Source organism: Bacillus sp. FAU18 (assembly GCF_056033885.1).
Map to the genome: position 1 here is coordinate 228,775 of NZ_JBVYHZ010000004.1, position 22,675 is coordinate 251,449.

Here is a 22,675-nt window from a genome sequence, read left to right on the forward strand (position 1 = left end):
GTGATTATAATTGCCTTAGTCAACAATATTAGAAAGTGGGGATTGATTTGAAAACAAGAGAATCATCTGTCGGGTTAAAATTCAGAAAGTTCAATCGATTTTATACAAACGTCCTTGGTTTCCTTAATGAGCACATTTACGACAGCCCGTTTTCCTTAACAGAAACACGGATTTTATTTGAGATTTATAATACGCCTAATTGTACGGCAAAAGCTCTTCAGGATAAACTGGGGCTTGACAGGGGATATGTCAGCAGGATTGTGAAGCAGTTTGAAAAAGAAGATTTGATCTATAAACAGAGGAGCAAAGATGACGCCCGCCACCATTATATTTTTGTCACAGAAACAGGAAAAATGATTTATAAAAAGCTGGAGGAGAAAGCCAACGAACAAGTAGAACTGATGCTGAAGGAAATCAACCAAAAGGAGCAGCACAAGCTTACCGAGGCGATGGCAGAGATTGAAGCGATCCTTTCACAGTCGCTTTCTGCCAGAACATCAGAGATATCGATTAGAGATTATTTTCTTTCGGAGGATCTACAACTCCTTATTGAGAAACAAAGACAATTTTACGCGGAGGCTCACGGTTGGGATGACACGTTTTTAGCTTATCTTCAGGAGACATTTGATGCTGACATCGAAAAAATATGGATTGCGGAAAGCGGCGGGAAATTTGCCGGCTCTGTCGGATTGGTCAAGCATGATGAAAAGACAGTCCAGCTCAGATGGTTTCTGGTTGATGCGGATTTTCGGGGCAGGGGGCTCGGCACGCAATTGCTGGAGCATCTGGTTGCATACTGCCAAGACATGAAGTTTGACCGCATTTTCCTTTGGACGGTGAGCACCATGGCTGAGGCTCGTCCGCTCTATAAAAAATTTGGATTCAGGATAAGTGAAGTAAAACAAGAAGCGCCATTATGGGGACAGCAGCTGACAGAAGAACGGTGGGATTTGGAGCTGTCATGAAAAGACTGCATTATGCGTGGATCATCGTCTCCGTCACCTTTTTGATCTTATTGGCGGTTCAGGGGGTGCGGCTGTCATTTGGTGCGTTTGTGGAGCCGTGGGAACGGCAGTTTTCAATGGATAGAAGCACCATCTCGCTGATTTCGACGATGAGTTTTATTGTTTATGGCATATCACAGCCTGTGATTGGGCGGCTTGTGGACAAATGGGGTGCCCGGGCTGTTTTGGCATGGAGTGCGTTACTGACAGGAGTCAGCATTTTCTTAACATACCTTGTGACTTCGCCTTGGCAGCTGTTTCTGCTTTATGGGCTGGGTGTCTCACTTGGAGTGGGCGGAGCATCGAATGTGGCGGCAAGTGTATTGGTCGTCAATTGGTTCAGCAAAAAGCGGGGACTAGCCTTTGGGATCATGGAAGCAGGCTTTGGCGCGGGGCAAATGCTTCTCGTTCCCGGCTCACTCATGTTGATCCATTGGTTTAGCTGGAAGCTGACGGTTGTGGTGTTGGGACTGCTGTTAATCGTGATTGTCTTTCCGGCTGCGCTGCTGATGCTGCGGAACAATCCTTCAGAAAAGAATACAGAGCCGATAGGCGGACTGGCTGCATCAGAAAAAGAAACAGCACCCAAAACAACAGCTCTTTCAGTGACCGGGATGTTTCGGATGAGGCAATTCTGGTACTTGATTTTTCCGTTTTTGATCTGTGGATTTACGACCGTGGGGCTGATGGATACCCATTTGATTCCGTTTTCTCATGATCATGGCTTTTCAACGACAGTCACGAGTGCTGCTGTCAGTCTGCTGGCAGGCTTTAATATTGCTGGCATCTTGCTGTCCGGAATTGTAGCGGACCGGTGGAGCAGCCGGAAAATCCTGTGCTTTTTATATGCGGTGCGGGCGTTGTCGATCGTGATTCTTATTTACAGCCACGAGCCTTACTTGCTTTTAGCCTTTGCGATTCTGTTTGGATTAGTGGACTTTGCAACGGTAGCACCGACTCAAATGCTCGCCACCCAGTACTTTCAAAACTACTCGATCGGCCTCATGATTGGCTGGCTGTCACTCGCCCATCAGATCGGATCGGCACTAGGTGCGTATGTGCCCGGCGTCATCTATACGGTAACGGGTGAGTATACACTGGCTTTTTATTTGTCGATTGGAATGCTCGTGCTTGCGAGCGTAATGAATGTGATGCTGAGGGAGCCAGCTGCGGTTACGCGTGACAGTGCGGCTGTGGTAGACAAGTGATGAGGACAAAGGGAAAGCATCTCTGATGTGGGATTATTCAGAGATGCTTTTTTTGTATTTTTGTTCTAATACGAAGTCGATCATACCGACTATGCGGGCGTTTTCGGATTTTTGTTTGAAGCGTTCAGAAATTTGAACTCTTCTTGAAAATGGGTAAACACCAAATACCCATATTAGGCCAATTAACACAAAAAACATTTGTACACCCATTTCTATTAAATCATTATAATGAGAACTGAAAAAATAAATATATAACGTTATTAATGTTACTGTAAATACGATTTTGACAGTGTGTTTGAATGTGAGCTGTGGTTCAATTAAACACACTTTCATTTGGTTGAGTGTGAAAGAGTCTTGTTTCATTAGGTACGAAAGTAAATCATTATCGTTTTGACTGATAGGGTACAAGTCAGTTTCTATTTTTTTTGTGATCTCCTGATATTTATGTATATTACTTTTCATATAGAATCCTCCCTTAAGAATAACTCCATGAGTCCTCTAAAAGGACCCATGGAGATCAAGACTATTAATAATGGACGGAAGAGTACTGCAACTGCTCCTGCTTCAGGGCCTTTTTTAAATGTAATCGAAGTTTTAAGTCCAGAAGTAGCATTGTTATATATTGCAACGTCAAAAAGGTACAAATTAAGTATTCAATGTTTGAGTTATTGAATTACATAAAGTTCAGTCGGTAAGCAAAGACTGTTAGGTAGATTTTGATAAAGTCGATTTGGAACGCAGTGAGCGCCGTTTGTGTCTGCCCATACACCCCGTGTATAGATGCCGTTAAGCATCCATTTTACATCCGTTCTCCATCAGCTTCGCTTTCGGTTTCATCTCCGAGATGTAGAGGCCTAAAAGCGTAAGGGCGCCTCCTAGAAGAGCGATCCATGTCATGTTTTCATGCAGGATCAGGACGGAAGCGGCGATTGTGATAACCGGGACCATGTATATATACGCACTGGATTTGACGGCTCCGAGCACGCCGACTGAGTAATTCCAAGTGGCGAAGCACAGGGCCGAAGCGCCAATCCCTAAGAAAAGCATGTTGAGTATATTTGAAGCTGATGAAAATCGGCTTAGGTCAAAATGGAAGTCGAACAAAAATAAAGCGGGAACCATAAACAATAAACCATACAAAAATACTCTCTGTGTCAGCTCGATGATGTGGTGTTCGTAAGCGCTTAATTTTTTCATGAATATCGAGTATCCGCCAAACACGAGAGCAGCCCCGGCAGCCATGATGTCTCCGAGAGGATTTAGACGCAGTACGATATTGCCGTTGAACGTAATCAATAAAAGCCCGATCAGTGCCGAGCCAAATCCAATGAAAAAAGTCAGCCGCAGTTTTTCGCCTTCAAGCAGAAAATGGGCCAAAACCGCAGTGATCATCGGAATAATGGACACGATCATGCCGACATTGGATGCGTATGTATAGGTGAGAGCTATATTTTCTAATAGAAAGTATAAGGTTACGCCAAATAAACCAGCCCCGGCAAATAACAGCTCCTGTCGCCAATTCCTGAAAGGAATCATGTTGGGACGGACGAGGATAAGAGCGATAAAGCCCATCAAAAACCGATAAAATAATATTTCCATTGGAGAGAAGTCAGCCAGCAGAACTTTTGTCGAAATAAAGGTCGTCCCCCAAATCAGAATGGTCACAATGGCTGCGATATGCCCCGCAGTTTCTCTTTGTATGTTCATCTGTGAAGCTCCTTTTCAAAAATCTTCATGTATTGCTTCGGCGTCAGCCCCACCTGCCGTTTAAAAAACTTCGTCATATGGCTCTGATCGCTGAATCCTGTCTGAAAAGCCGCATCAATCGGCCTTACCCCTTGTTCAAGGAGTTTTTTCGCTTGATTAATCCGGATTGTTTCCATGTAGCTATTAGGGGTAATGCCTTTTTGTTTTGTAAATGAACGCAATAAATGATACTTGCTCCAGCCTGTTAATTCACTCAAATCATTGAGCGTGACATTTTCTGCATAATGCTCTTCTAAAAATTCACAAACCATTTTGACTTCGTCTGATGGTTCTGGAACGCTGCTAAGGAACGTGACATCTGAATAATGGCGGATCAGCTCCTCTAATAGATGAAGAAACAGCTCCTCCTTACGCAAAGCTTGTTTTTCCTCGGATATCAAAATATGCAATTCCTGCAGGCTGGCTGTCAGCTCATGGCGGAATAACACATGCTGGGAGAAATAAGGGAGATGCCCGGCGCCAGTAATCTCTTTCACCGCCTTCTCCATGATATCCGGCATGACATTGATACACCGATAATCAAGCGTCCGGCCGTCAATCTGTTCACAGCTATGCGTGTCACGGGGGTTAAAGAGGAGAAGATCACCAGGATTGATGATATATTCTTGATCCTGACAGGCCAGATACCGTTGCCCTTTTTCAATAAATCCAATCACATAATAATCGTGAAAGTGGTTCGGGAACTTTTGCATAATTCCCTTGAAACGGTAGGCTTCTATATGAAGGTGTGGGTCAAGCTGCAGTGTGCGGGTTTCGTTTTGCATGGGATGCCTCCTGTCGGTGTGGTGGTCTTGGATTAAGTGTAGCATGATTTAGGGGGATTTCTTGTATGATGTTGCTGTTTAGGAATAGAGAAAGCAGACCGTTATTGGTCTGCTTTCGTTTAAAGAATTTAATTAACCCTCAATAATAATTTTATCTTTTTTAATAAAAATTTATTTTTCAAATATTTCAGTTATAATGGTTTGGAACAGATAGGAGGGGCAAAGATGTATCAATCAAAGAAGGTTTTATTGTTAGGTTCAGGTGAGTTAGGTAAAGAGGTAGTGATTGAAGCCCAGCGTCTTGGGGTACAGACGGTGGCAGTTGACAGTTACGAGCATGCTCCGGCGATGCAGGTCGCACATAACAGTTATGTCGTTGATATGCTGGACCCAGAGCAGATCAGAGCCATTATTGAGAAAGAAAAGCCGGATTTGATTGTGCCTGAGGTGGAGGCGATCGCGACGGATGAATTGCTGAAGCTTGAAGAGGAAGGATTTCATGTCATCCCGAATGCCCGTGCGGCCAAGCTGACGATGGATCGGGAAGGCATCAGACGGCTTGCGGCGGAAACGCTCGGACTTGCGACGGCTGGCTATGAATTTGCGAATACATATGATGAATTTATACAAGCGGCAGCACAGATCGGTTTTCCTTGTGTCGTTAAACCATTGATGAGTTCTTCTGGAAAAGGCCAAAGTATCTGCCACTCTGAAGCGGATTTAGAGAGCTGCTGGGAGACGGCGATGGAAGGCGGACGGGTGAAAAACGGCCGCGTAATCGTTGAGGAGTTTATCCCATTCGAATCAGAAATCACACTCTTAACCGTACGTGCGGTTAACGGTACGGCATTTTGCGAGCCGATCGGTCATGTGCAAAAGGACGGGGATTATATCGAATCATGGCAGCCGCATGATATGACAGAGCAGCAAATAGAAGAAGCGAAGCATATTGCGAAAACGATCACGGATGAGCTTGGCGGATACGGCCTGTTTGGTGTTGAGCTGTTCCTTGCGAAAGATAGGGTATATTTCAGTGAGGTATCTCCCCGTCCGCATGATACAGGCCTTGTCACGCTGGTGACGCAAAATTTGTCAGAATTTGCACTGCATGTCCGGGCGATTCTAGGCTTTCCGATTACAGAAATCACACAGCTTTCTCCTGGCGCCAGCAGGCCCCTCAAAGCGCCGGAAGAATTAGCGGATTACACTGTTGAAGGATTGGAAAACGCACTGGCAGTCCCAAAGACTCAAGTGCGCGTCTTTGGAAAGCCGATAACGAAAGCCGGACGTCGTATGGCAGTTGCGCTCTCTGCTGCTGATTCAGTTGAAACGGCAAGAGAGAATGCAAAGAAAGCGTTGGACCAGCTAACGATAAAATAGAGTTTGAACAGGCCTTGTCATGGTACAAGGCCTGTTTTTTTCTTTCTCCGTAAAAGTTTTATCATAAGAATCAGAAACCTGATTATAATGTAAAAGTCTTCCATCGATACGGGTGGTTGACACTAAAGGAGGGAGATGACAAAATGAAATTAGTTCCAAGATTCAGAAAACAATGGTTCGCTTACTTAACGGTTTTGTGTTTGGCTTTGGCAGCAGCGGTATCTTTTGGCGTACCGGCAAAAGCGGCAGAGAACCCGCAAACTTCTGTATCGAATACCGGTAAAGAAGCTGATGCCACGAAAAACCAAACATCAAAAGCAGAACAGGTTTCCGCCCCTTATGAGGGAACCGGAAAAACAAGTAAATCGTTATACGGCGGCCAAACGGAACTGGAGAAAAACATTCAAACCTTACAGCCTTCGAGCATTATCGGAACTGATGAACGCACCAGAATCTCCAGCACTACATCTTTTCCATATAGAGCAACCGTTCAACTGTCAATCAAGTATCCCAACACTTCAAGCACTTATGGATGTACCGGATTTTTAGTCAATCCAAATACAGTCGTCACGGCTGGACATTGTGTGTACAGCCAGGATCATGGATGGGCTTCGACGATAACCGCCGCGCCGGGCCGCAATGGTTCGTCCTATCCGTACGGTACTTATTCAGGCACGATGTTTTACTCCGTCAAAGGATGGACGGAAAGCAAAGACACCAATTATGATTACGGAGCTATTAAATTAAACGGTTCTCCTGGAAACACGGTTGGCTGGTACGGCTACCGGACTACAAACAGCAGCAGTCCCGTGGGCCTTTCCTCGTCAGTGACAGGATTCCCGTGTGACAAAACCTTTGGCACGATGTGGTCTGATACAAAGCCGATACGCTCCGCTGAAACGTATAAGCTGACCTATACAACCGATACGTACGGCTGCCAAAGCGGCTCGCCTGTTTATCGAAACTACAGTGATACAGGGCAGACAGCTATTGCCATTCACACGAACGGAGGATCGTCATATAACTTGGGAACAAGGGTGACGAACGATGTATTCAACAATATTCAATATTGGGCAAATCAATAAATACAGCAAACTAGCCATATTCATGTCTATTTTGTTTTTATGCGGATGCAGTTCGCAGACGCATTCTTCTCAAAAAGAAACGACTATTCCTGTCACTCTTCATGTGGAGGATGCTAAGGGGCTGCCGGTCGAAGGGGTTCAAGTGACGATTGTCAAAGCGCCCTCTTCAGATGAGGAGCCGAGTACAGAGATTGGCGAGATACTCGGTAAAACAGACAAAAACGGAGATATCAAATGGGATACCGGCAGAAAAGGCGATTACTCAGTCGCGTTGACGAAGGGTGAAATATCAGTAACCCATCACATCTCGTTAACAGAGGATAAGAAAGATCATGCCATTCCGTTAGTCTTCAAAGAATAGCAGTTTCCTTGATTTTAAGGGAACTGCCTTTTTTTATTTATTGCAGGAAACCAAACTATATACTGGAAATTTATTATGTGAGATAATAAGAAATAGGTATTTTTTCTTACGAGACAAAAGGGGCGCTATCCCTTATTTTATATTAATCAAACCCGGAGGAAAAAGAAGAAGATGATACAAGATTCAATGCAGTTTGCCGCGGTTGAAAGTGGTCTGCGCTTTTACCAGGCATATGATCAAAGCCTTTCTTTGTGGCCGATTGAGTCGGAAGCATTCTATGTTTCTACTCGTTTTGGAAAAACACATATTATTGCAAGTGGGCCAAAGGACGCACCTTCGCTCATTTTGCTTCACGGGGGCCTTTTCAGCTCTGCGATGTGGTATCCGAATATCGCGGCGTTGAGCCGTCAATTTCGTACATATGCGGTCGATATAATAGGAGACAAAAATAAAAGTATACCATCAGCAGCCATGGAAACGAGAGCTGATTTTGCAGAATGGATGAAAGATGTCTTTGATTCTCTTGGACTTGAGACGGCACACCTGGCCGGTCTTTCGCTTGGCGGCTCCCATATCGTGAATTTCTTACTCCGCGCGCCTGAAAGAGTAGAGCGGGCGGTTGTTATGAGTCCCGCTGAAGCGTTTATTTCATTTCATCCGGATGTCTATAAATACGCTGCAGAGCTTACAGGGGCAAGAGGAGCTGAATCATATATCAAGTGGATCACAGGCAACAGTTATGATCTGCATCCTTTACTGCAAAGACAAATTGTGGCGGGCGTGGAATGGAAGGAGGAACAAAGGAGCCTGAAGCCGACAGAAAACGGCTTTCCGTACGTGTTCACAGACCAGGAATTGAAATCGATACAAGTCCCGGTACTTCTGATGTTCGGTGAGCACGAGGTCATGTACCATCAGCAAATGGCCTTTGAGCGGGCTTCGGTATTGGTGCCGGGAATTCAGGCTGAAATCGTAAAGAACGCCGGACATCTGTTATCTCTGGAGCAGCCAGAGTACGTCAATCAACGCGTCTTGTCCTTTTTATGCGGGGGGATAAAATAGTAAGGAACATGAAAAGATTGGCATTCATTTTTCAAAAGGTAACAAATGTTGTATAATAATAGAATTTGAATGCTGCTTTTTTTGGAGCATTCTATGTTATCATGCTTATTGGAGAAAAATTTTTCCTGTAACGCTATTCGATCACTATCGTCAAATAATATAGATGGTTTTACAATTGGAGGTTTGGTTACACTGTGAATTACATCCCCTGTATGATTACGATAGGAAACTTCATTTGCGGATTGCTGGCGATTCATTCCTTGCTATATCACAACATTCATTCAGCAGTGCTTTTTATTTTTACAGGCATGTTCCTTGATTTCTTTGACGGGATGGCTGCTCGTAAGCTGAATGCCGTTTCTGATATGGGGAAAGAACTGGATTCGTTTGCCGATCTGGTTACGTTTGGGGTGGCTCCTTCTATGCTTGCTTACAGTGTCGCGTTGTATACCCTGCCATTTATCGGGATCTTATGCGCATTGACGTACAGCATTTGCGGAATGCTTCGCCTCTCTAAATTTAACATTGAACAAAGCAAGCTCCCGACATTTATCGGTATGCCGATTCCGTTTGCGGGCATGTGTCTCGTTATTTTAAGCTTTACCTATAACCCGATCCTTCTGGCAATCGGCACTTGCGGACTTTCATATTTGATGGTGAGTAAAATAAAATTCCCTCATTTTAAAAAACATGCGGCAGAAAACCTGGAGTCCGGGAGATGGAATTAGTTCAGCAGCTCATAGCGGATTACGGTTATCTCGCTATTTTTTTGATGCTGGTATTAGGGATTGTAGGATTGCCGATTCCAGATGAAGTGATGATGACCGTTGTTGGCTATTTCACGCATACCGATGTATTGAATTATGAGCTTTCGATATTGATCAGTTTTGTCGGGGCTTTGTTAGGTATGCTGATCAGCTACATGATTGGCAGAAAAGCCGGACGCCCGTTTATCGACAAGTACGGCAAGTGGGTCGGCTTAAAAGAAAAAAGAATGATGAAAGTGGAGAAGTGGATGAAGAAATACGGTCCATATTCTCTTATTTTAGGTTATTTTATTCCCGGCGTCAGACATGTGACGTGCTACTTTTCGGGGATCGGCAAAATGGATCTGAAAACGTATGTTGCGTTTGCGGCAATCGGCGCCTTTTTATGGTGCTTTGTTTTTATTACAATCGGAAGGGTTATAGGGATTATTCATGTTTAATACGGCTGTAAAGATTCTGTATCGATCATTGATAGAGCTGACGAATCATCGTCTGTCATCCTATCTGATTAAAGGATTTTGCGAGTCAAAAATCAGCAAACCGGTCATTCCGCTTTTCTCAAAACATTTTCGGCTGAATTGGGATGATGTGGACGGTACGGCTGCTGATTATGGATCGCTGTCCGAATTGTTCATTCGACAAATAAATCTGGAGCGGCGCCCTGTATCAAAAGAGGCGCATGCGGTGGTCAGCCCTGTTGACGGTGTGGTTCAGACGGTAGGAATCATCAACCCGAATCAAACCTTTACGGTGAAGGGGAAAGATTACTCATTCGCTGAGCTGACCGGCTGTAAAAGCGCAGACCATCAATACAATGGCGGTTACTTCGTCGTGCTGTATCTAAGCCCGAGGCATTATCACCGTTTCCATTCTCCGATCAGCTGCAGGTATCAAAAGCTGGCCGAGCTCGGAAATCGCTCATACCCGGTAAATCAACTAGGCTTAAAATACGGGAAAGATGTGCTGTCGAAAAATTACCGGTTTGTGTACGAGCTGAATAGCGGCAGCCGAAATGTCCTGATGATTCCTGTCGGCGCGATGAATATTAATTCTATCGTGCAGACGAATACTCGTGCTGAATTGGAGATCGGCGAGGAGCTGGGATACTTTTCATTCGGGTCAACCGTCATTTTGATTTTTGAAAAAGACGCGTTCCAGCCGTCCGCCAATTTAACAGAAGGCCAAGAAGTTCAAGTCGGAGAACTGATAGGTTACGAAGAGTAAAAAGAGGAGCTTGCATAAACGCAGCGCCTCTTTTTTTGAAGAAAGGTGAGACTCATGGAGAAACAAATCATCAGCTGGATTACAGATTATCAGAACACCGGAGATGAAGCCGTCCTGCGGCAAGTGCGAGAAGTATGCTGGCCGATCGTTGAAACAGTTTTGCATGAGAAGGCAATAGATGAAGAGCAAGCGAACAATTTGCGCGAAAAAGGAATTGAGCGGTTTCCATTCATCATCAGCAAATACCAAGCGGATGTGCAGCTTCCGGTTGAGACATTTTTACGAAATACGTATCGGTTTTACTTTCATCAGGTGATGAGAGAATCCAGCTAAAGCTTCTTTCAACAGAGAAGCTTTTTTTGTTGGTAGGAAAAGGAAACTTTTTCTATATCTATCTCGTAATGACTAGAGAACCTAGCAGAAAAGGAGAGATAGAATTGAAACGAATGATAGTGAGAATGACCCTGCCGCTGCTGATCGTTTGTCTGGCGTTTTCTTCTTTTTCAGCCTCTGCCCGTGCTGCTTCTGAAGAAAAATATTGGGGTCCATGGATTGACCGACATGCACAGCCGCTGGATGCTTCCAATGCTTCAAACAAAGACCTTCGCTTTCTGAAGAAGGTGCTGAAGGGAAAACGAATCGTTCAGTTAGGAGAAACCACACACGGCGCTGGTGAAATCAACGCCACAAAGGTCAGAATGATCAAATATCTCCACGAAGAGCTGGGATACGATGTATTGGCCTTTGAGTCCGGCTTTCCTGATACAAATGCATCCTACCTTAATATGGACCAATTAACCCCTAAAAGCACGATGAAAAACTCTATTTACGCTGTATGGCACACAGAAGATGTCGTTGAATTGTTTGATTACATGAAAGAGCAAAAAGAGAAAGGCGATCCGCTGATCCTTACCGGTTTTGATATTCAAAGCATGAAGAATTCATTCAATGATGCTGCGACTCAATGGGTAAAAGCGGTGGACCCTGAGAAAGCAGAGTTGCTCTCCCAATCAGAAAATGAGTTTTCAACATTAGTGACAGACAGCAATACGTTTGATGAATTTTCGCAAAAGAAGGAAAAGCTTGTGAAAAACTATCAGAAGCTGATCAAGTTCGCTAAAACACATGCTTCAGAGCTAAAAGATAACCTTCCAAAAGAGCCGAAAGCTTATGAGATGTTTATGCATTCTCTTCAGCTGAGAATTGACGTAATGGAAACGTATATGCTGGAAGAAATGAAAGAAAAACTAGAGGAGTATCCGGAGAATATTGAGGATTTTTCATTCTTTATGAGAGACCGCATGATGGCTGAGCAATTTCAGTGGGTAGCTGACACCCTTTATCCGAAAAAGAAAATCATTGTCTGGGGCCACAATTACCATCTGCGCAAACAGAATACGAAGATGATAAAGGACTGGGTACAGCTAAACGGCCCTAACATGGGTGATTATTTGCCGGAGCGGCTGAAAAAACAAACATATACGATTGGCATTTATGCTTACTCAGGTGCAAGTCTTGATAGTTCTGATAATAAGACGGTTATGCCGGTTACAAGCCCGCCGCCGTCTGGAAGTCTTGAAGCTTTGCTGAAAGCTGCGGATCATCCAGTTGTTTTTGTTGATTTTCTCCATACAAACAAGAAAGGCACTTCGTGGATGTATACCCCGCGGACTGCGCTCTATTGGGGGTACATGGAAGAGCAGATGATCCTTAAGGAACAATATGACGGTGTCATTTGGCTGGAGCATATCACGCCGTCAGTCATTATCAAGTGAGCGGTGTCCCCTGTGGTAAACAGGGGATTTTTACATATCGCAAAAATAATCAAAACATATAATCCGTGATCCATTATTCTAAAACAGAAAGGAGATTGGAGCTTGCAATGTATTATGAAAAAGCTGTCCAGAAAACAATCAATTGGATTGAATCACATTTACATGAGCAAATATCAAACGAGGATATTGTTAACGTTTCAAGCTTTTCAAAATTCCATTTTCATCGGATTTTTCAAAAAGAAGTCGGCATGTCGGTTGCTTCTTATATTCGGTTAAGACGTCTTGCGAATGCGGCGGCAGCTTTGCTTTATACAGATCATCGTATTATCGATATTGCTTTGTATTATCAGTTTGAATCTCAAGAAGCATTTACGAGGACGTTCAAAAAGATGTATCACATGCCGCCAGGAGCATACCGAACATTTATGAAACGCTTTACTTCAAAAAAGGAGGAATCTTACATGGAGAAAAAAATGAAAGGCTGGGTATTGAGCGGGAGCCATCCGTTCCAATTCGAAATGGGGATTGACCGGGAAAATGTACATCAGGGAAAAGCTTCAGGGTATTTAAAGTCAACGATGGTGCAGGATATCGGTGAATTTGCGACGATGATGCAGCAATTCAAAGCAGATCGCTATCTAGGAAAAAGGCTTCGTCTATCAAGTTTTATCAAAACAAAGGGGGTGCAGCATTTTGCCTCACTTTGGATGCGGGTTGACAGTGCTGCTGATGATGTTCTCCAATTTGATAATATGAGCAACAGACCTATTACCGGAACAACCAATTGGAATCATTATGCTATCGTTTTAGATGTCCCTGAAAATAGCGCTGTGATATCTTTTGGCGTTCAATTATCTGGGCCGGGTCAGGTGTGGATGGATCATGTTGTTTTTGAAGAGGTAGATGAGAGCGTTCCTTCAACAAACCTTGAAATGCCGGGAGAACTTTTAGATGAACCGGTAAATTTATCTTTTGAAGAGGAACTACAAAAATAGTTTTCAGACAACTACATTTATTAGTAAGTTAATGGAAAATACTATTTGTTATTGATAAACCCTTGTGCCGCTTAGGTTTGTAAGAGCTTGGATATTTTTATCAGTCTGGGCGGATCTGTTCATCTTTGCGGCATTTTCCTGTATGATATAGTAAGAGTGTGCATAGCAACTAACTATAATTGAACAGGGTGTTTAAAACATGGAAAAACAATACAGAGTATTACTTTACTATAAATATGTTCCGATTGAAGATCCAGAGGCGTTTAGAGAGCAGCATCTGGCTTTTTGTAAGGAGCTTGGTTTGTTAGGCCGTATCCTTGTTTCTTCTGAAGGAATTAACGGTACGGTATCAGGTACGGTTGAACAGACTGAAAAATATATGGAAACAATGAAAGCTGATCCTCGTTTTGCGGACATGGTATTTAAAATTGATGAAGCAGAAGGCCATGCCTTCAAAAAAATCTTCGTCCGCCATAAAAAAGAGCTTGTAACGCTTCGTCTTGAAGATGATGTCGATCCGAACGAAACAACAGGCCAGCATTTGAAGCCTGCAGAATTTTATGAGAAGATGCAGGATCCAAACACAATTGTCATCGACGCGCGTAACGATTACGAGTATGACCTTGGCCATTTCAGAGGTGCAGTCCGTCCTGACATCGAAGCCTTCCGCGAATTACCTGAATGGATTGAAGAACACAAAGATATGCTTGAAGGCAAAAAGATTTTAACATACTGTACAGGCGGCGTGCGCTGTGAAAAGTTCTCAGGGTGGCTGGTGAAGCAAGGCTTTGAAGATGTAGCACAGCTTGACGGCGGAATCGTGACATACGGAAAAGATCCTGAGGTGCAAGGCAAGCTTTGGGACGGCCAGTGCTACGTATTTGATGAAAGAATCAGCGTGCCTGTCAACCGTGTCGAGCATGTGATTGTCGGCAAGGACTATTTTACAGGAGAACCGTGTGAGCGTTATGTGAACTGCGCAAATCCATCTTGCAATAAAAAATTGATATGCACACCGGAAAATGAGTATAAATATATGCGCAGCTGCAGCCACGAATGCCGCACGAACCCAAGAAACCTGTATGTGAAAGAGCATAATATGACAGAAGAAGAAGTAAACGCAAGACTGGCAGCGATTGAAACAGAAGATCACGCTGCTGCTGAATAATAAAAAGAACACCTCGGATTGAGGTGTTCTTTTTTCTATATGCTTTCAGTTTGGCTGTTTGCGGAAACCCATTCTTTTTGGCGGAAGGCCTTTTCCCATTTTGATACCACGATACAGGCGATCGCATGTCCCGGTACGTTCACGCCTGTTCTCGCCATGTCCATGACGCGGTCAACACCCGCGATAATGGCAACGCCTTCAGCCGGCAGTCCTACAGCATTGGCAGTCGCCAGAAGAACTACAAGTGATCCTGAGGGTACAGCTGCAATGCCTTTACTCGTCATCACAAGCACAAGCATCATGAGCAGCTGCTGGGACAATGTCATGTCTACTTGAAAGGCCTGAGCGAGAAAGATACAAGAAACCGATAAATATAAGCTGGAGCCGTCACAGTTCAATGACAAGCCGGAGGGAACGACAAATGATACCACTCGTTTTGGACAGCCGTATTTCTCCATTCTATCCATCAGCTGAGGGAGAATGGTTTCAGTGCTGGTGGTGGAAAATGCAATTAAAAACAGATCCCATATCATTTTCAATACTTCGAAATACTTAATCTGAAAGATGAGACCGACAAGCGGAAAGAGGACAAAGAGGATCAGGAACAGGCCAAGGAATACGGTGCCAACCAGCTTAAACATAGGGAGGAGGAGTTCAATGCCATATTGGCCCACAGAAGCTGCCATCAGGGCTAACACGCCGATAGGAGCAGTGACCATGACGATTTGCGTAAGCTTGAACATAATCTGAGCGGTAGATTCAAAGAACTTCATTACTGGTTCAGAAGCTTTGCCGATACCAGCCGCGGCGACACCAAATAAAATGGCGAAGAAAATAACGGCAAGCAAATCATTTCTGGCCATGACATCAATAATGTTTGTAGGGATAATATCCAGGATCATTTGCTTGAAATCAACAACTTTGTCTGTGTAGCCGGAAAGTTCATGGATATCTTTTTTTGCCAAATGGGAGAGGTCAAGCCCGACACCTGGTTTTAAGACATTCGCTAATAAAAGTCCAAGCCCTAATACCAACGTTGTAATCACTTCGAACCAAATGATCGTCTTGATGCCGAGGCTGCCCATTTTTTTCATGCTTCCGCTTCCTGCAGCTCCAATGACAATGGTAGAAAACACAATCGGCACAACAATCATTTTAATCAGGCGGATAAATCCATCTCCGACAGGCCTCAGTGCCATCCCGAAATCAGGAAAAAAGTGGCCGATCACCGCGCCGACAGCCAAAGCGATTAAAATTTGAAACGCGATTAATTTTTTCAAATGAATCCCCCTTTAGAACGATAGAATGTAGGCATATTCATATCATTCGTGATTCAAATGCAAACACCTTTTTTCAAGTTATTTTATTTTGATAGCGCTTTCATTATGTTGGCGAAAAAGTCCCCCGCAGCAGGGGGGACTTTTTTACTTCATTTGAATGTGCTTTAGACCTTCTTCAGAGGTATTTGTGAAAATAACCGGTGTTATGGCTGAAGCGGCATGCTGCTTGATGTAATTGAGATCAAAGGTGAGAAGCAGTTCGCCTTGTTTGACCGCTTGTCCGCTTGTGACATGTGCTTCAAAGCCTTCCCCATTTAGTTTGACGGTATCAACGCCGACATGAATCAGGATTTCAGTGCCGCCGGCGCTCATAAAGCCGATGGCGTGTTTTGTCGGAAAAATCGAGACGATCTCGCCGTCCGCAGGTGCAACGACTTTTCCTTCTGATGGTATAATCGCAAAGCCCTCGCCCATCATTTTTTCTGAAAAGACTTGATCAGGCACATCCTCTAAAGAGACTGTTTCTCCTTTAATCGGATAAATAAAGGTCTCACCGGAATCGGGCTTCTGCTGTTTGTCAGTTACCGTGTCCAGCGCGGCGGCGGTGGCAGGGACGCCCCCGGCCATGATTGTTTTGATATCGTCTTTTAAGGCATCGGACTTGGTTCCGAATATTGCCTGGAAGTTGTTGTTGACCTCCAGCACACCTACTGCACCAAGCCGTTTTAATTCATCCTTGCTGACTTGGCTTGGCTGATGAACGGTCACACGAAGCCTTGTGATACATGCATCCAGGTTAGCGATATTTTGCTGTCCGCCCAAGGCCTGCAACACGTGAAAGGCAAGTTGGTCTTTTGCAACTGGAGCTTTCTCCTCATTCTGACCGTCTTCATCTGTCTCACGGCCGGGCGTTTTCAAATTCCATTTCAGAATCGCAAATCGGAACAAATAATAATAAATGAAAGCAAACACGATCCCGACAGGAATGACAACCCAGCCGTTTGTAGACAGTCCGTAGTTCAAGACGTAGTCAATTCCGCCGCCTGAGAACGTATAGCCGTGGCGGACATGGAATAAATCACAAACGACAAAGATGACGCCGGCAAGAATAGAGTTAATCAAATAGAGCACGGGCGCAACGAACAAGAAAGAAAACTCAACCGGTTCTGTAATTCCGGTCAGCATAGATGTGAGCGCCGCAGAAATCATCACGCCGGAGATCATTTTTTTCTTTTCCGGACGCGCGGTATGGATAATGGCAAGAGCAACTGCCGGCAGACAGAAAATCATGTAAGGGAAATCCCCCATCATAAAGCGCCCGGCTGTCGGGTCTCCCGCAAAAAACCTTGTCAGGTCGCCGGTTACGGTGTTGCCTGTTGATGGGTCTGTGTATTCTCCCATCATAAAATAGAAAGGCGTATAAAAAATATGATGCAGGCCAAAAGGAATCAGCAAACGATAGATCGTTGCATAAAAGAACAGTCCGACTGTTGAATCGGCAATTAAACTGCTGGCTGCGTTAATTCCGTTTTGGATCAGCGGCCAAACGAATGAGAAAATGACACCGATCACCAATGAACTGACGGAAGTAATAATCGGGACAAAGCGTTTTCCAGAGAAAAATCCAAGGACCGGATGCAGCTCGATTGATGAAAATCGCTTATATAAATAGGCGGCGAGAAGCCCGATGATGATTCCTCCGAAAACCCCCATATCAATCAGGTGCTCGGCTCCTTCATACGGAGGCTGAAGGCCGAGTAATTTTCCCATATTGTCGAGGGTGACGGTTAAAATTAAGTATCCGATGACAGCGGCAAGTCCGGCTACACCTTCTCCGCCGGCTAATCCGATCGCGACCCCCACGGCGAAAATCAGCGGGAGATTATCGAATACAACGCCGCCCGCATCCTTTATAATAGGGATGTTCAGTAAATCCTTGTCTCCGAAACGGAGCAAAAGACCTGCTGCTGGCAGGACCGCAACCGGAGTCATCAACGCGCGGCCAAGCTGCTGCAGAATTTGAAATGCCTTTTTAAACATGACAGTCTCCTTTTATTGTATTATGAGAATGATGCACTCTTTAATTTTTGAGCTGCTTTATAATCGGCGATAACGGTTACATGATTGTGTTTTTGAAGAATAGAGGCCGGTACATCTGTCGTGACAGGACCTTCAGCCATCTTTTGAATAGCGTCTGCTTTTTCCTCGCCGCTTGCTAAAAGCACAATATGTTTGCTGAATTCCATGATAGTTTTAATGCCCATTGAAATCGCGAGTCTCGGCACCAGCACCGGATCGCCGCCGAAGAATCTGGCATTTGCCTGTATCGTGCTTTCCGAGAGCTTCACAACACGTGTCCGGTCTTCAAAATCAGATCCCGGTTCATTAAAACCGATATGGCCATTGGCGCCGATGCCGAGAATTTGGACATCAATGCCTCCCGCCTGGCGGATGAGATCCTCGTATACTTTGCATTCCGCCTCAAGCTGCGGATTGTCTCCTTGCGGGATATGAATATGATCAGGCTGCATCTTGATATGCTGAAAAAGCTGCTCATGCATAAAATGGTTATAACTTTGCGGATGAGATGGAGAGAGACCAGCGTATTCATCCAAATTAAATGTAGTAACCTTTGAAAAATCAATTTCGCCTGTCTGATAGTCTGAAATCAACTGCTTATATAAGCCGACCGGTGTGCTTCCTGTTGCCAGGCCGAGAACGGCATCTTTCTTAGCTTGTATTTGTTCTTTAATAATGGCAGCGCTTAACTTACAGAGTTCTGCGTAGTGCTCAGCGATCAGAATCTTCATGTGACACCCCCTCAAAGAGATAGACAATCATCATATTTGTTATGACCAATTTATGATACTTGTCATTACGAATTTAGCACCGTCCTTATCAAACTGTCAATATTAATTTCTGAAAATTTGTTATAAAAGAAGGATACAAATCTTTCATATTGGGATGGCAAATGGTATTATGGTCTCAATGAAAAAGAACGGATTGCATACAGAATGGGGAGAATGAAATGACAGCTTTATATTCTGTTATCAAGTTTAAAATCATTGAGTTAATTAAATCGGGCAAATATCAGGCGAATGATCAGCTGCCGACGGAGAGTGAGTTTTGCGAACAATATGATGTCAGCAGAACAACTGTGAGACTGGCTCTGCAGCAGCTAGAGCTTGAGGGATATATTAAAAGAATTCAAGGAAAAGGGACATTTGTATCGGCGGCAAAAATACAAACGCCGATTCCGCATAAGATTACGAGCTTTGCAGAACAAATGAGAGGCCTTCGTTCTGAATCAAAAGTGCTTGAGCTTGTGGTGATTCCTGCCGATCACTCCATTGCCGAGCTTTTAAAAATGAAAGAGAATGAACCTGTCAACAAGCTTGTCAGAGTCAGATACGCCGAGGGGGAACCTTTGCAGTATCATACCTCATATATTCCCTGGAAGGCGGCACCGGGGCTGGCGCATGAGGAATGCACCGGCTCGCTGTTTGAATTGTTAAGGACAAAATACAATATTGAAATCAGCAGGGGCACGGAATCGATCGAACCGATTTTAACGGATGAAACGATCAGCGGCCACTTATTAACCAATGTCGGAGCGCCTGCGTTTTTATCAGAATCCCTTACCTATGATAAAAATGAAGAAGTGGTGGAATATGCGCAAATTATTACCCGGGGAGACCGAACGAAATTCACCGTAGAACAGTCATATCATTCATAAAGCAATACGTGATAAGAAAGGAATGGTCGTTCTATGTTTCTATTGACGAATGGAAAAGTGCTGTGGGGGGCTGTCATTGCTGCTTTTATCCTATCAATCGTGTTTTACCCTTTTCTACCGGCCGAAATGCCGATTCATTATGATGTTGCGAACAGTCCGGATCTGACGGTTAACAAGCTGGCGGGGATTGTGATGCTGCCTGTTTTGATGGTGGTGTTTGCATGGGCGCGGAAGATCAATTGGCAATTTGTATTCGCGGTGTATATTTTGCTGATTTGCCACATTGTCGTCCTTTATTTAGCGCTCTAAATCAAACAGCCAGAATAAAACTGGCTGTTTTTCTTTAATTTCAGCTTCATCTGACAATGAATGTGGTGTATAATAGCTGATGATCCTAAAGAATATTCTGAAATTTATAGGTGTGAAGCGGCGTATGATCAAAGGAAAGGCTGTATACTTTTTGCAGCTTTAAAAAGACTGAATATTTAAACAATTATGTGAAAGGTGTGCTGATTAGATTGAATAAGCTTATTGAACGAGAAAAAACTGTATTTCATAAGGAAAAGCCCGACCCGTCATCCTTGGGATTCGGTCAATATTTTACAGATTATATGTTTGTGATGGACTACGAAGAGGGAATTGGATGGCATCATCCGAGAATTGCGCCGTACGCACCGCTTACGCTTGATCCGTCTTCATCTGTTTTTCATTACGGCCAGGCTGTTTTTGAAGGATTAAAAGCATACAGAACAGACGACGGCAGGGTGCTGCTGTTCCGTCCGGATCAAAATGTCAAACGGCTGAACAGATCGTGTGAGCGCATGAGTATGCCTCCTTTAGACGAAGAGCTGGTGCTTGAGGCATTGACGCAATTAGTTGAGCTGGAGAAAGATTGGGTTCCAAAGGAAAAAGGAACGTCACTGTATATTCGTCCTTTTGTGATTGCCACAGAACCGAGTCTCGGTGTGAAGGCATCCAAGAGCTATACATTCATGATCGTGCTTTCGCCTGTAGGCTCCTACTATGGCGACGATCAGCTGAAGCCGGTAAGAATCTACGTCGAAGATGAGTACGTGCGGGCGGTGAACGGCGGAGTCGGATGTGCAAAAACGTCTGGAAATTACGCGGCCAGTCTTCAGGCACAGCGGAAAGCGAATGAGCTGGGTTATGACCAGGTGCTGTGGCTGGATGCCATTGAAAAGAAATATGTGGAAGAGGTAGGGAGCATGAACATCTTTTTCGTCATAAACGGGGAAGCTGTCACACCTGCTTTAAGCGGAAGTATTTTAAGCGGGGTGACACGTGCGTCTGCGATTGAACTGATTCGAAGCTGGGGCATTCCGGTTCGTGAAGAGAGAATATCGATTGATGAGGTGTATGCGGCCTCTGCACGCGGAGAATTGACAGAGGTCTTCGGCACAGGCACGGCAGCAGTCGTTACGCCTGTCGGTGAACTCAACATTCATGGAAAAACGGTGATTGTAGGCGACGGGAAAATCGGGGAGCTCTCGAAAAAGCTGTATGAAACGATAACAGATATTCAGCTTGGCAAGGTGAAAGGCCCGTTTAACTGGACAGTGGAAGTGTGAAAATCGAAAAAGAACCTGCCCGGAGGCAGGTTCTTTTTATTTTGAATGAGTCATATCAGCAGCCGGCTGGCTTTTGCGGTTTTTCACATAATATGTTGCATAGCAAATGGCCATAAATGGAACGCCGCAATAGAGTGCGATTCTTTGATTCGGATCAAAGGCAATGCCAACAACGGAAGCCAGGCATAACAGGAACGCGGCAATCGGCACGAACGGATACAAAGGGGTTCTGTATTTCAAATCAGTAACCTTGTTTCCCGCTTCGATATAACGTTTTCTGAACATGAATTGAGAAGCAGCGATCCCCATCCACACGACAACGACGGCAAAACCGGAAATCGACACGAGCACAACGTATACAGTGTCTGGCGCAAATACGCTGGACAGCAACGACAGAATGCCGCCGATCATGCTGAACACCAGCGCGTTAAAAGGGGTTCCTTTTGACGTCAGCTTTGCAAATGTCGGATGAAGCGTTTTTTCTTTTGATAAAGACCACAGCATCCGGGAAGAAGCGTAGAGTCCGGAATTAGCCGCTGACAGGATCGCTGTCAGGATAACAAAGTTCATGATATCGGCTGCGTATGGTACACCGACTCTGTCAAAAACAGCGACAAACGGGCTTTTGATGACACCTGCATCTTGAATCGGAATCAGCCCTGACAGCACAAAAATTGTTCCGACAAAGAAGAGTGAGAGACGCCAGACCGTTGTTTTAATCGCTTTTGGTATTGTCTTGTCAGGATCAACGCTTTCACCGGCTGCGATTCCGATTAGTTCCGTTCCCGAAAAGGCAAAATTAACGGACAGCATCGTCATCAAAATCGGGACAAATCCATTTGGAAAAAGCCCGCCTTCCGCCATGAAGTTGGACAGCATCGGAGCGGCTTCTCCGCCTTTGATCGGGATGATGCCGAACATGGCAGAGCCGCCTAAAAGAATAAATAATACAATGGCTAACACTTTGATGCTGGAAAACCAAAATTCTGATTCAGCGAAAAACTTGACCGAAAATGCGTTAAGCAAGAAAATGAACAGCGCAAAGACGGCACTCCACATCCAAACCGATGTATGGGGGAACCAGCGCTGCATTAACAGGCCGGCTGCTGTGAATTCTGATCCCAATGCCACGGTCCATGTCAGCCAGTACAGCCAAGCGACCGTAAATCCGGTGCCCGGCCCTATGTATTTGGCTGCATAGGTGTGAAAGGCGCCGGTCACAGGCATGGCGACTGACAGCTCACCGAGGCATAGCATGACCAGATAGACGATGCCGGCCCCGACTAAGTAGGCAAGTATCGTTCCGGCCGGGCCTGCTTGCTGAATGGTATAACCTGAGCTTAAAAACAGCCCGGTTCCGATGACACCTCCCAAGGAAAGCATAAAGAGGTGCCGGCTTTTCATACTTCTCTGAAAGGTTGTCTCATTCTTGTTGTGGACAGAGTTCATCTTTTTCCAACTTTCTATCAGCGATTTATTTCCTCCTAATATAAAAAATCTCATGTCAGGA

At 44.6% G+C, this 22,675-nt stretch carries 23 protein-coding genes; 16 read left to right on the forward strand and 7 right to left on the reverse strand.

Features of this window, described 5'->3' with window-relative positions:
* Positions 1-47 precede the first annotated feature (47 nt).
* Together AC0OMU_RS12295 and AC0OMU_RS12300 are read left to right on the forward strand one after the other, a co-directional pair.
* Positions 48-965: a bifunctional helix-turn-helix transcriptional regulator/GNAT family N-acetyltransferase gene (locus tag AC0OMU_RS12295; RefSeq protein ID WP_015482731.1), complete on the forward strand. Its 918-nt coding sequence runs from the start codon at positions 48-50 to the stop codon at positions 963-965.
* Positions 962-2,212: an MFS transporter gene (locus AC0OMU_RS12300; RefSeq protein ID WP_041518179.1), complete on the forward strand. Its 1,251-nt coding sequence runs from the start codon at positions 962-964 to the stop codon at positions 2,210-2,212. Before AC0OMU_RS12295 ends, AC0OMU_RS12300 begins: the two co-directional genes overlap by 4 nt.
* Positions 2,213-2,245: 33 nt before the next feature.
* On the opposite strand, the gene AC0OMU_RS12305 is transcribed toward AC0OMU_RS12300, so the two are convergent.
* The 3 genes from AC0OMU_RS12305 to AC0OMU_RS12315 all read right to left on the reverse strand — a co-directional run bounded on the left by AC0OMU_RS12305 (position 2,246) and on the right by AC0OMU_RS12315 (position 4,743).
* Complete coding sequence (locus tag AC0OMU_RS12305) at positions 2,246-2,674, reverse strand: hypothetical protein (protein ID WP_015482733.1); 429 nt, start codon at positions 2,672-2,674, stop codon at positions 2,246-2,248.
* 324 nt (positions 2,675-2,998) lie between these two features.
* Positions 2,999-3,919, reverse strand: coding sequence for a DMT family transporter (locus AC0OMU_RS12310; RefSeq protein WP_015382639.1), 921 nt, complete (start codon positions 3,917-3,919; stop codon positions 2,999-3,001).
* On the reverse strand, positions 3,916-4,743 hold the full coding sequence (locus AC0OMU_RS12315; RefSeq protein WP_015382640.1) for an AraC family ligand binding domain-containing protein: 828 nt from the start codon (positions 4,741-4,743) through the stop codon (positions 3,916-3,918). Before AC0OMU_RS12315 ends, AC0OMU_RS12310 begins: the two co-directional genes overlap by 4 nt.
* 210 nt (positions 4,744-4,953) lie before the next feature.
* On the opposite strand from AC0OMU_RS12315, the gene purT reads away from it, so the two are divergent.
* From purT to trhO, 11 genes are all read left to right on the forward strand, one after another.
* Entirely contained in the window at positions 4,954-6,123 is a 1,170-nt protein-coding gene (gene purT / locus AC0OMU_RS12320) for a phosphoribosylglycinamide formyltransferase 2 (protein ID WP_474241572.1), read from the forward strand.
* Positions 6,124-6,266: 143 nt separating this feature from the next.
* Positions 6,267-7,208, forward strand: a complete 942-nt coding sequence (gene mpr / locus AC0OMU_RS12325) for an extracellular metalloprotease Mpr (protein ID WP_015252930.1) — start codon at positions 6,267-6,269, stop codon at positions 7,206-7,208.
* Positions 7,171-7,569, forward strand: a complete 399-nt coding sequence (locus AC0OMU_RS12330; protein ID WP_015482736.1) for a YbfJ family protein — start codon at positions 7,171-7,173, stop codon at positions 7,567-7,569. The genes mpr and AC0OMU_RS12330 overlap by 38 nt, the downstream gene beginning before the upstream one ends.
* Before the next feature lie 171 nt (positions 7,570-7,740).
* A complete protein-coding gene (gene cesB, locus AC0OMU_RS12335) occupies positions 7,741-8,631 on the forward strand; it encodes an enantioselective carboxylesterase CesB (protein WP_015482737.1) in 891 nt (296 codons plus the stop codon).
* 194 nt (positions 8,632-8,825) lie between these two features.
* Complete coding sequence (gene pssA, locus AC0OMU_RS12340) at positions 8,826-9,359, forward strand: CDP-diacylglycerol--serine O-phosphatidyltransferase (protein ID WP_014475661.1); 534 nt, start codon at positions 8,826-8,828, stop codon at positions 9,357-9,359.
* Positions 9,350-9,838 carry a DedA family protein gene (locus tag AC0OMU_RS12345; RefSeq protein ID WP_003234861.1) on the forward strand — a complete coding sequence of 163 codons (489 nt, stop codon included), beginning with the start codon at positions 9,350-9,352 and terminating at the stop codon, positions 9,836-9,838. The genes pssA and AC0OMU_RS12345 overlap by 10 nt, the downstream gene beginning before the upstream one ends.
* Positions 9,831-10,622 (forward strand): phosphatidylserine decarboxylase, encoded by a 792-nt coding sequence (locus AC0OMU_RS12350; protein ID WP_014475662.1) that lies wholly within the window; start codon positions 9,831-9,833, stop codon positions 10,620-10,622. Before AC0OMU_RS12345 ends, AC0OMU_RS12350 begins: the two co-directional genes overlap by 8 nt.
* Positions 10,623-10,676: 54 nt before the next feature.
* Complete coding sequence (locus AC0OMU_RS12355) at positions 10,677-10,955, forward strand: hypothetical protein (protein WP_047182011.1); 279 nt, start codon at positions 10,677-10,679, stop codon at positions 10,953-10,955.
* Between the two features lie 104 nt (positions 10,956-11,059).
* Complete coding sequence (locus tag AC0OMU_RS12360; protein ID WP_474241208.1) at positions 11,060-12,397, forward strand: erythromycin esterase family protein; 1,338 nt, start codon at positions 11,060-11,062, stop codon at positions 12,395-12,397.
* Between the two features lie 107 nt (positions 12,398-12,504).
* Positions 12,505-13,392 (forward strand): helix-turn-helix transcriptional regulator, encoded by an 888-nt coding sequence (locus AC0OMU_RS12365; protein ID WP_003246240.1) that lies wholly within the window; start codon positions 12,505-12,507, stop codon positions 13,390-13,392.
* Between the two features lie 199 nt (positions 13,393-13,591).
* Complete coding sequence (trhO, locus tag AC0OMU_RS12370) at positions 13,592-14,560, forward strand: oxygen-dependent tRNA uridine(34) hydroxylase TrhO (RefSeq protein WP_015382648.1); 969 nt, start codon at positions 13,592-13,594, stop codon at positions 14,558-14,560.
* A 35-nt stretch (positions 14,561-14,595) separates the two neighbouring features.
* On the opposite strand, the gene gltP is transcribed toward trhO, so the two are convergent.
* From gltP to nagB, 3 genes are all read right to left on the reverse strand, one after another.
* Positions 14,596-15,840 carry a glutamate-aspartate/proton symporter GltP gene (gltP, locus tag AC0OMU_RS12375; protein ID WP_003234847.1) on the reverse strand — a complete coding sequence of 415 codons (1,245 nt, stop codon included), beginning with the start codon at positions 15,838-15,840 and terminating at the stop codon, positions 14,596-14,598.
* Positions 15,841-15,984: 144 nt separating this feature from the next.
* Entirely contained in the window at positions 15,985-17,880 is a 1,896-nt protein-coding gene (ptsG, locus tag AC0OMU_RS12380; RefSeq protein ID WP_474241209.1) for a glucose-specific PTS transporter subunit IIBC, read from the reverse strand.
* Positions 17,881-17,900: 20 nt separating this feature from the next.
* On the reverse strand, positions 17,901-18,650 hold the full coding sequence (nagB, locus tag AC0OMU_RS12385; protein WP_474241210.1) for a glucosamine-6-phosphate deaminase: 750 nt from the start codon (positions 18,648-18,650) through the stop codon (positions 17,901-17,903).
* Positions 18,651-18,868: 218 nt separating this feature from the next.
* Here nagB and gamR point away from each other — a divergent pair, with 218 nt between their 5' ends.
* The 3 genes from gamR (at position 18,869) to AC0OMU_RS12400 (ending at position 21,165) form a co-directional block, all read left to right on the forward strand.
* The gene (gene gamR / locus AC0OMU_RS12390) at positions 18,869-19,576 is read left to right on the forward strand and encodes a transcriptional regulator GamR (protein WP_014475668.1); all 708 of its coding nucleotides are present in this window, start codon (positions 18,869-18,871) and stop codon (positions 19,574-19,576) included.
* A 33-nt stretch (positions 19,577-19,609) separates the two neighbouring features.
* Complete coding sequence (locus AC0OMU_RS12395) at positions 19,610-19,885, forward strand: DUF1648 domain-containing protein (protein WP_322840120.1); 276 nt, start codon at positions 19,610-19,612, stop codon at positions 19,883-19,885.
* Between the two features lie 209 nt (positions 19,886-20,094).
* The gene (locus tag AC0OMU_RS12400) at positions 20,095-21,165 is read left to right on the forward strand and encodes a branched-chain amino acid aminotransferase (protein WP_063335986.1); all 1,071 of its coding nucleotides are present in this window, start codon (positions 20,095-20,097) and stop codon (positions 21,163-21,165) included.
* Positions 21,166-21,201: 36 nt separating this feature from the next.
* Here AC0OMU_RS12400 and mmuP read toward each other — a convergent pair whose 3' ends face one another.
* Positions 21,202-22,614 (reverse strand): S-methylmethionine permease, encoded by a 1,413-nt coding sequence (mmuP, locus tag AC0OMU_RS12405; protein ID WP_015482742.1) that lies wholly within the window; start codon positions 22,612-22,614, stop codon positions 21,202-21,204.
* Positions 22,615-22,675: the final 61 nt, after the last annotated feature.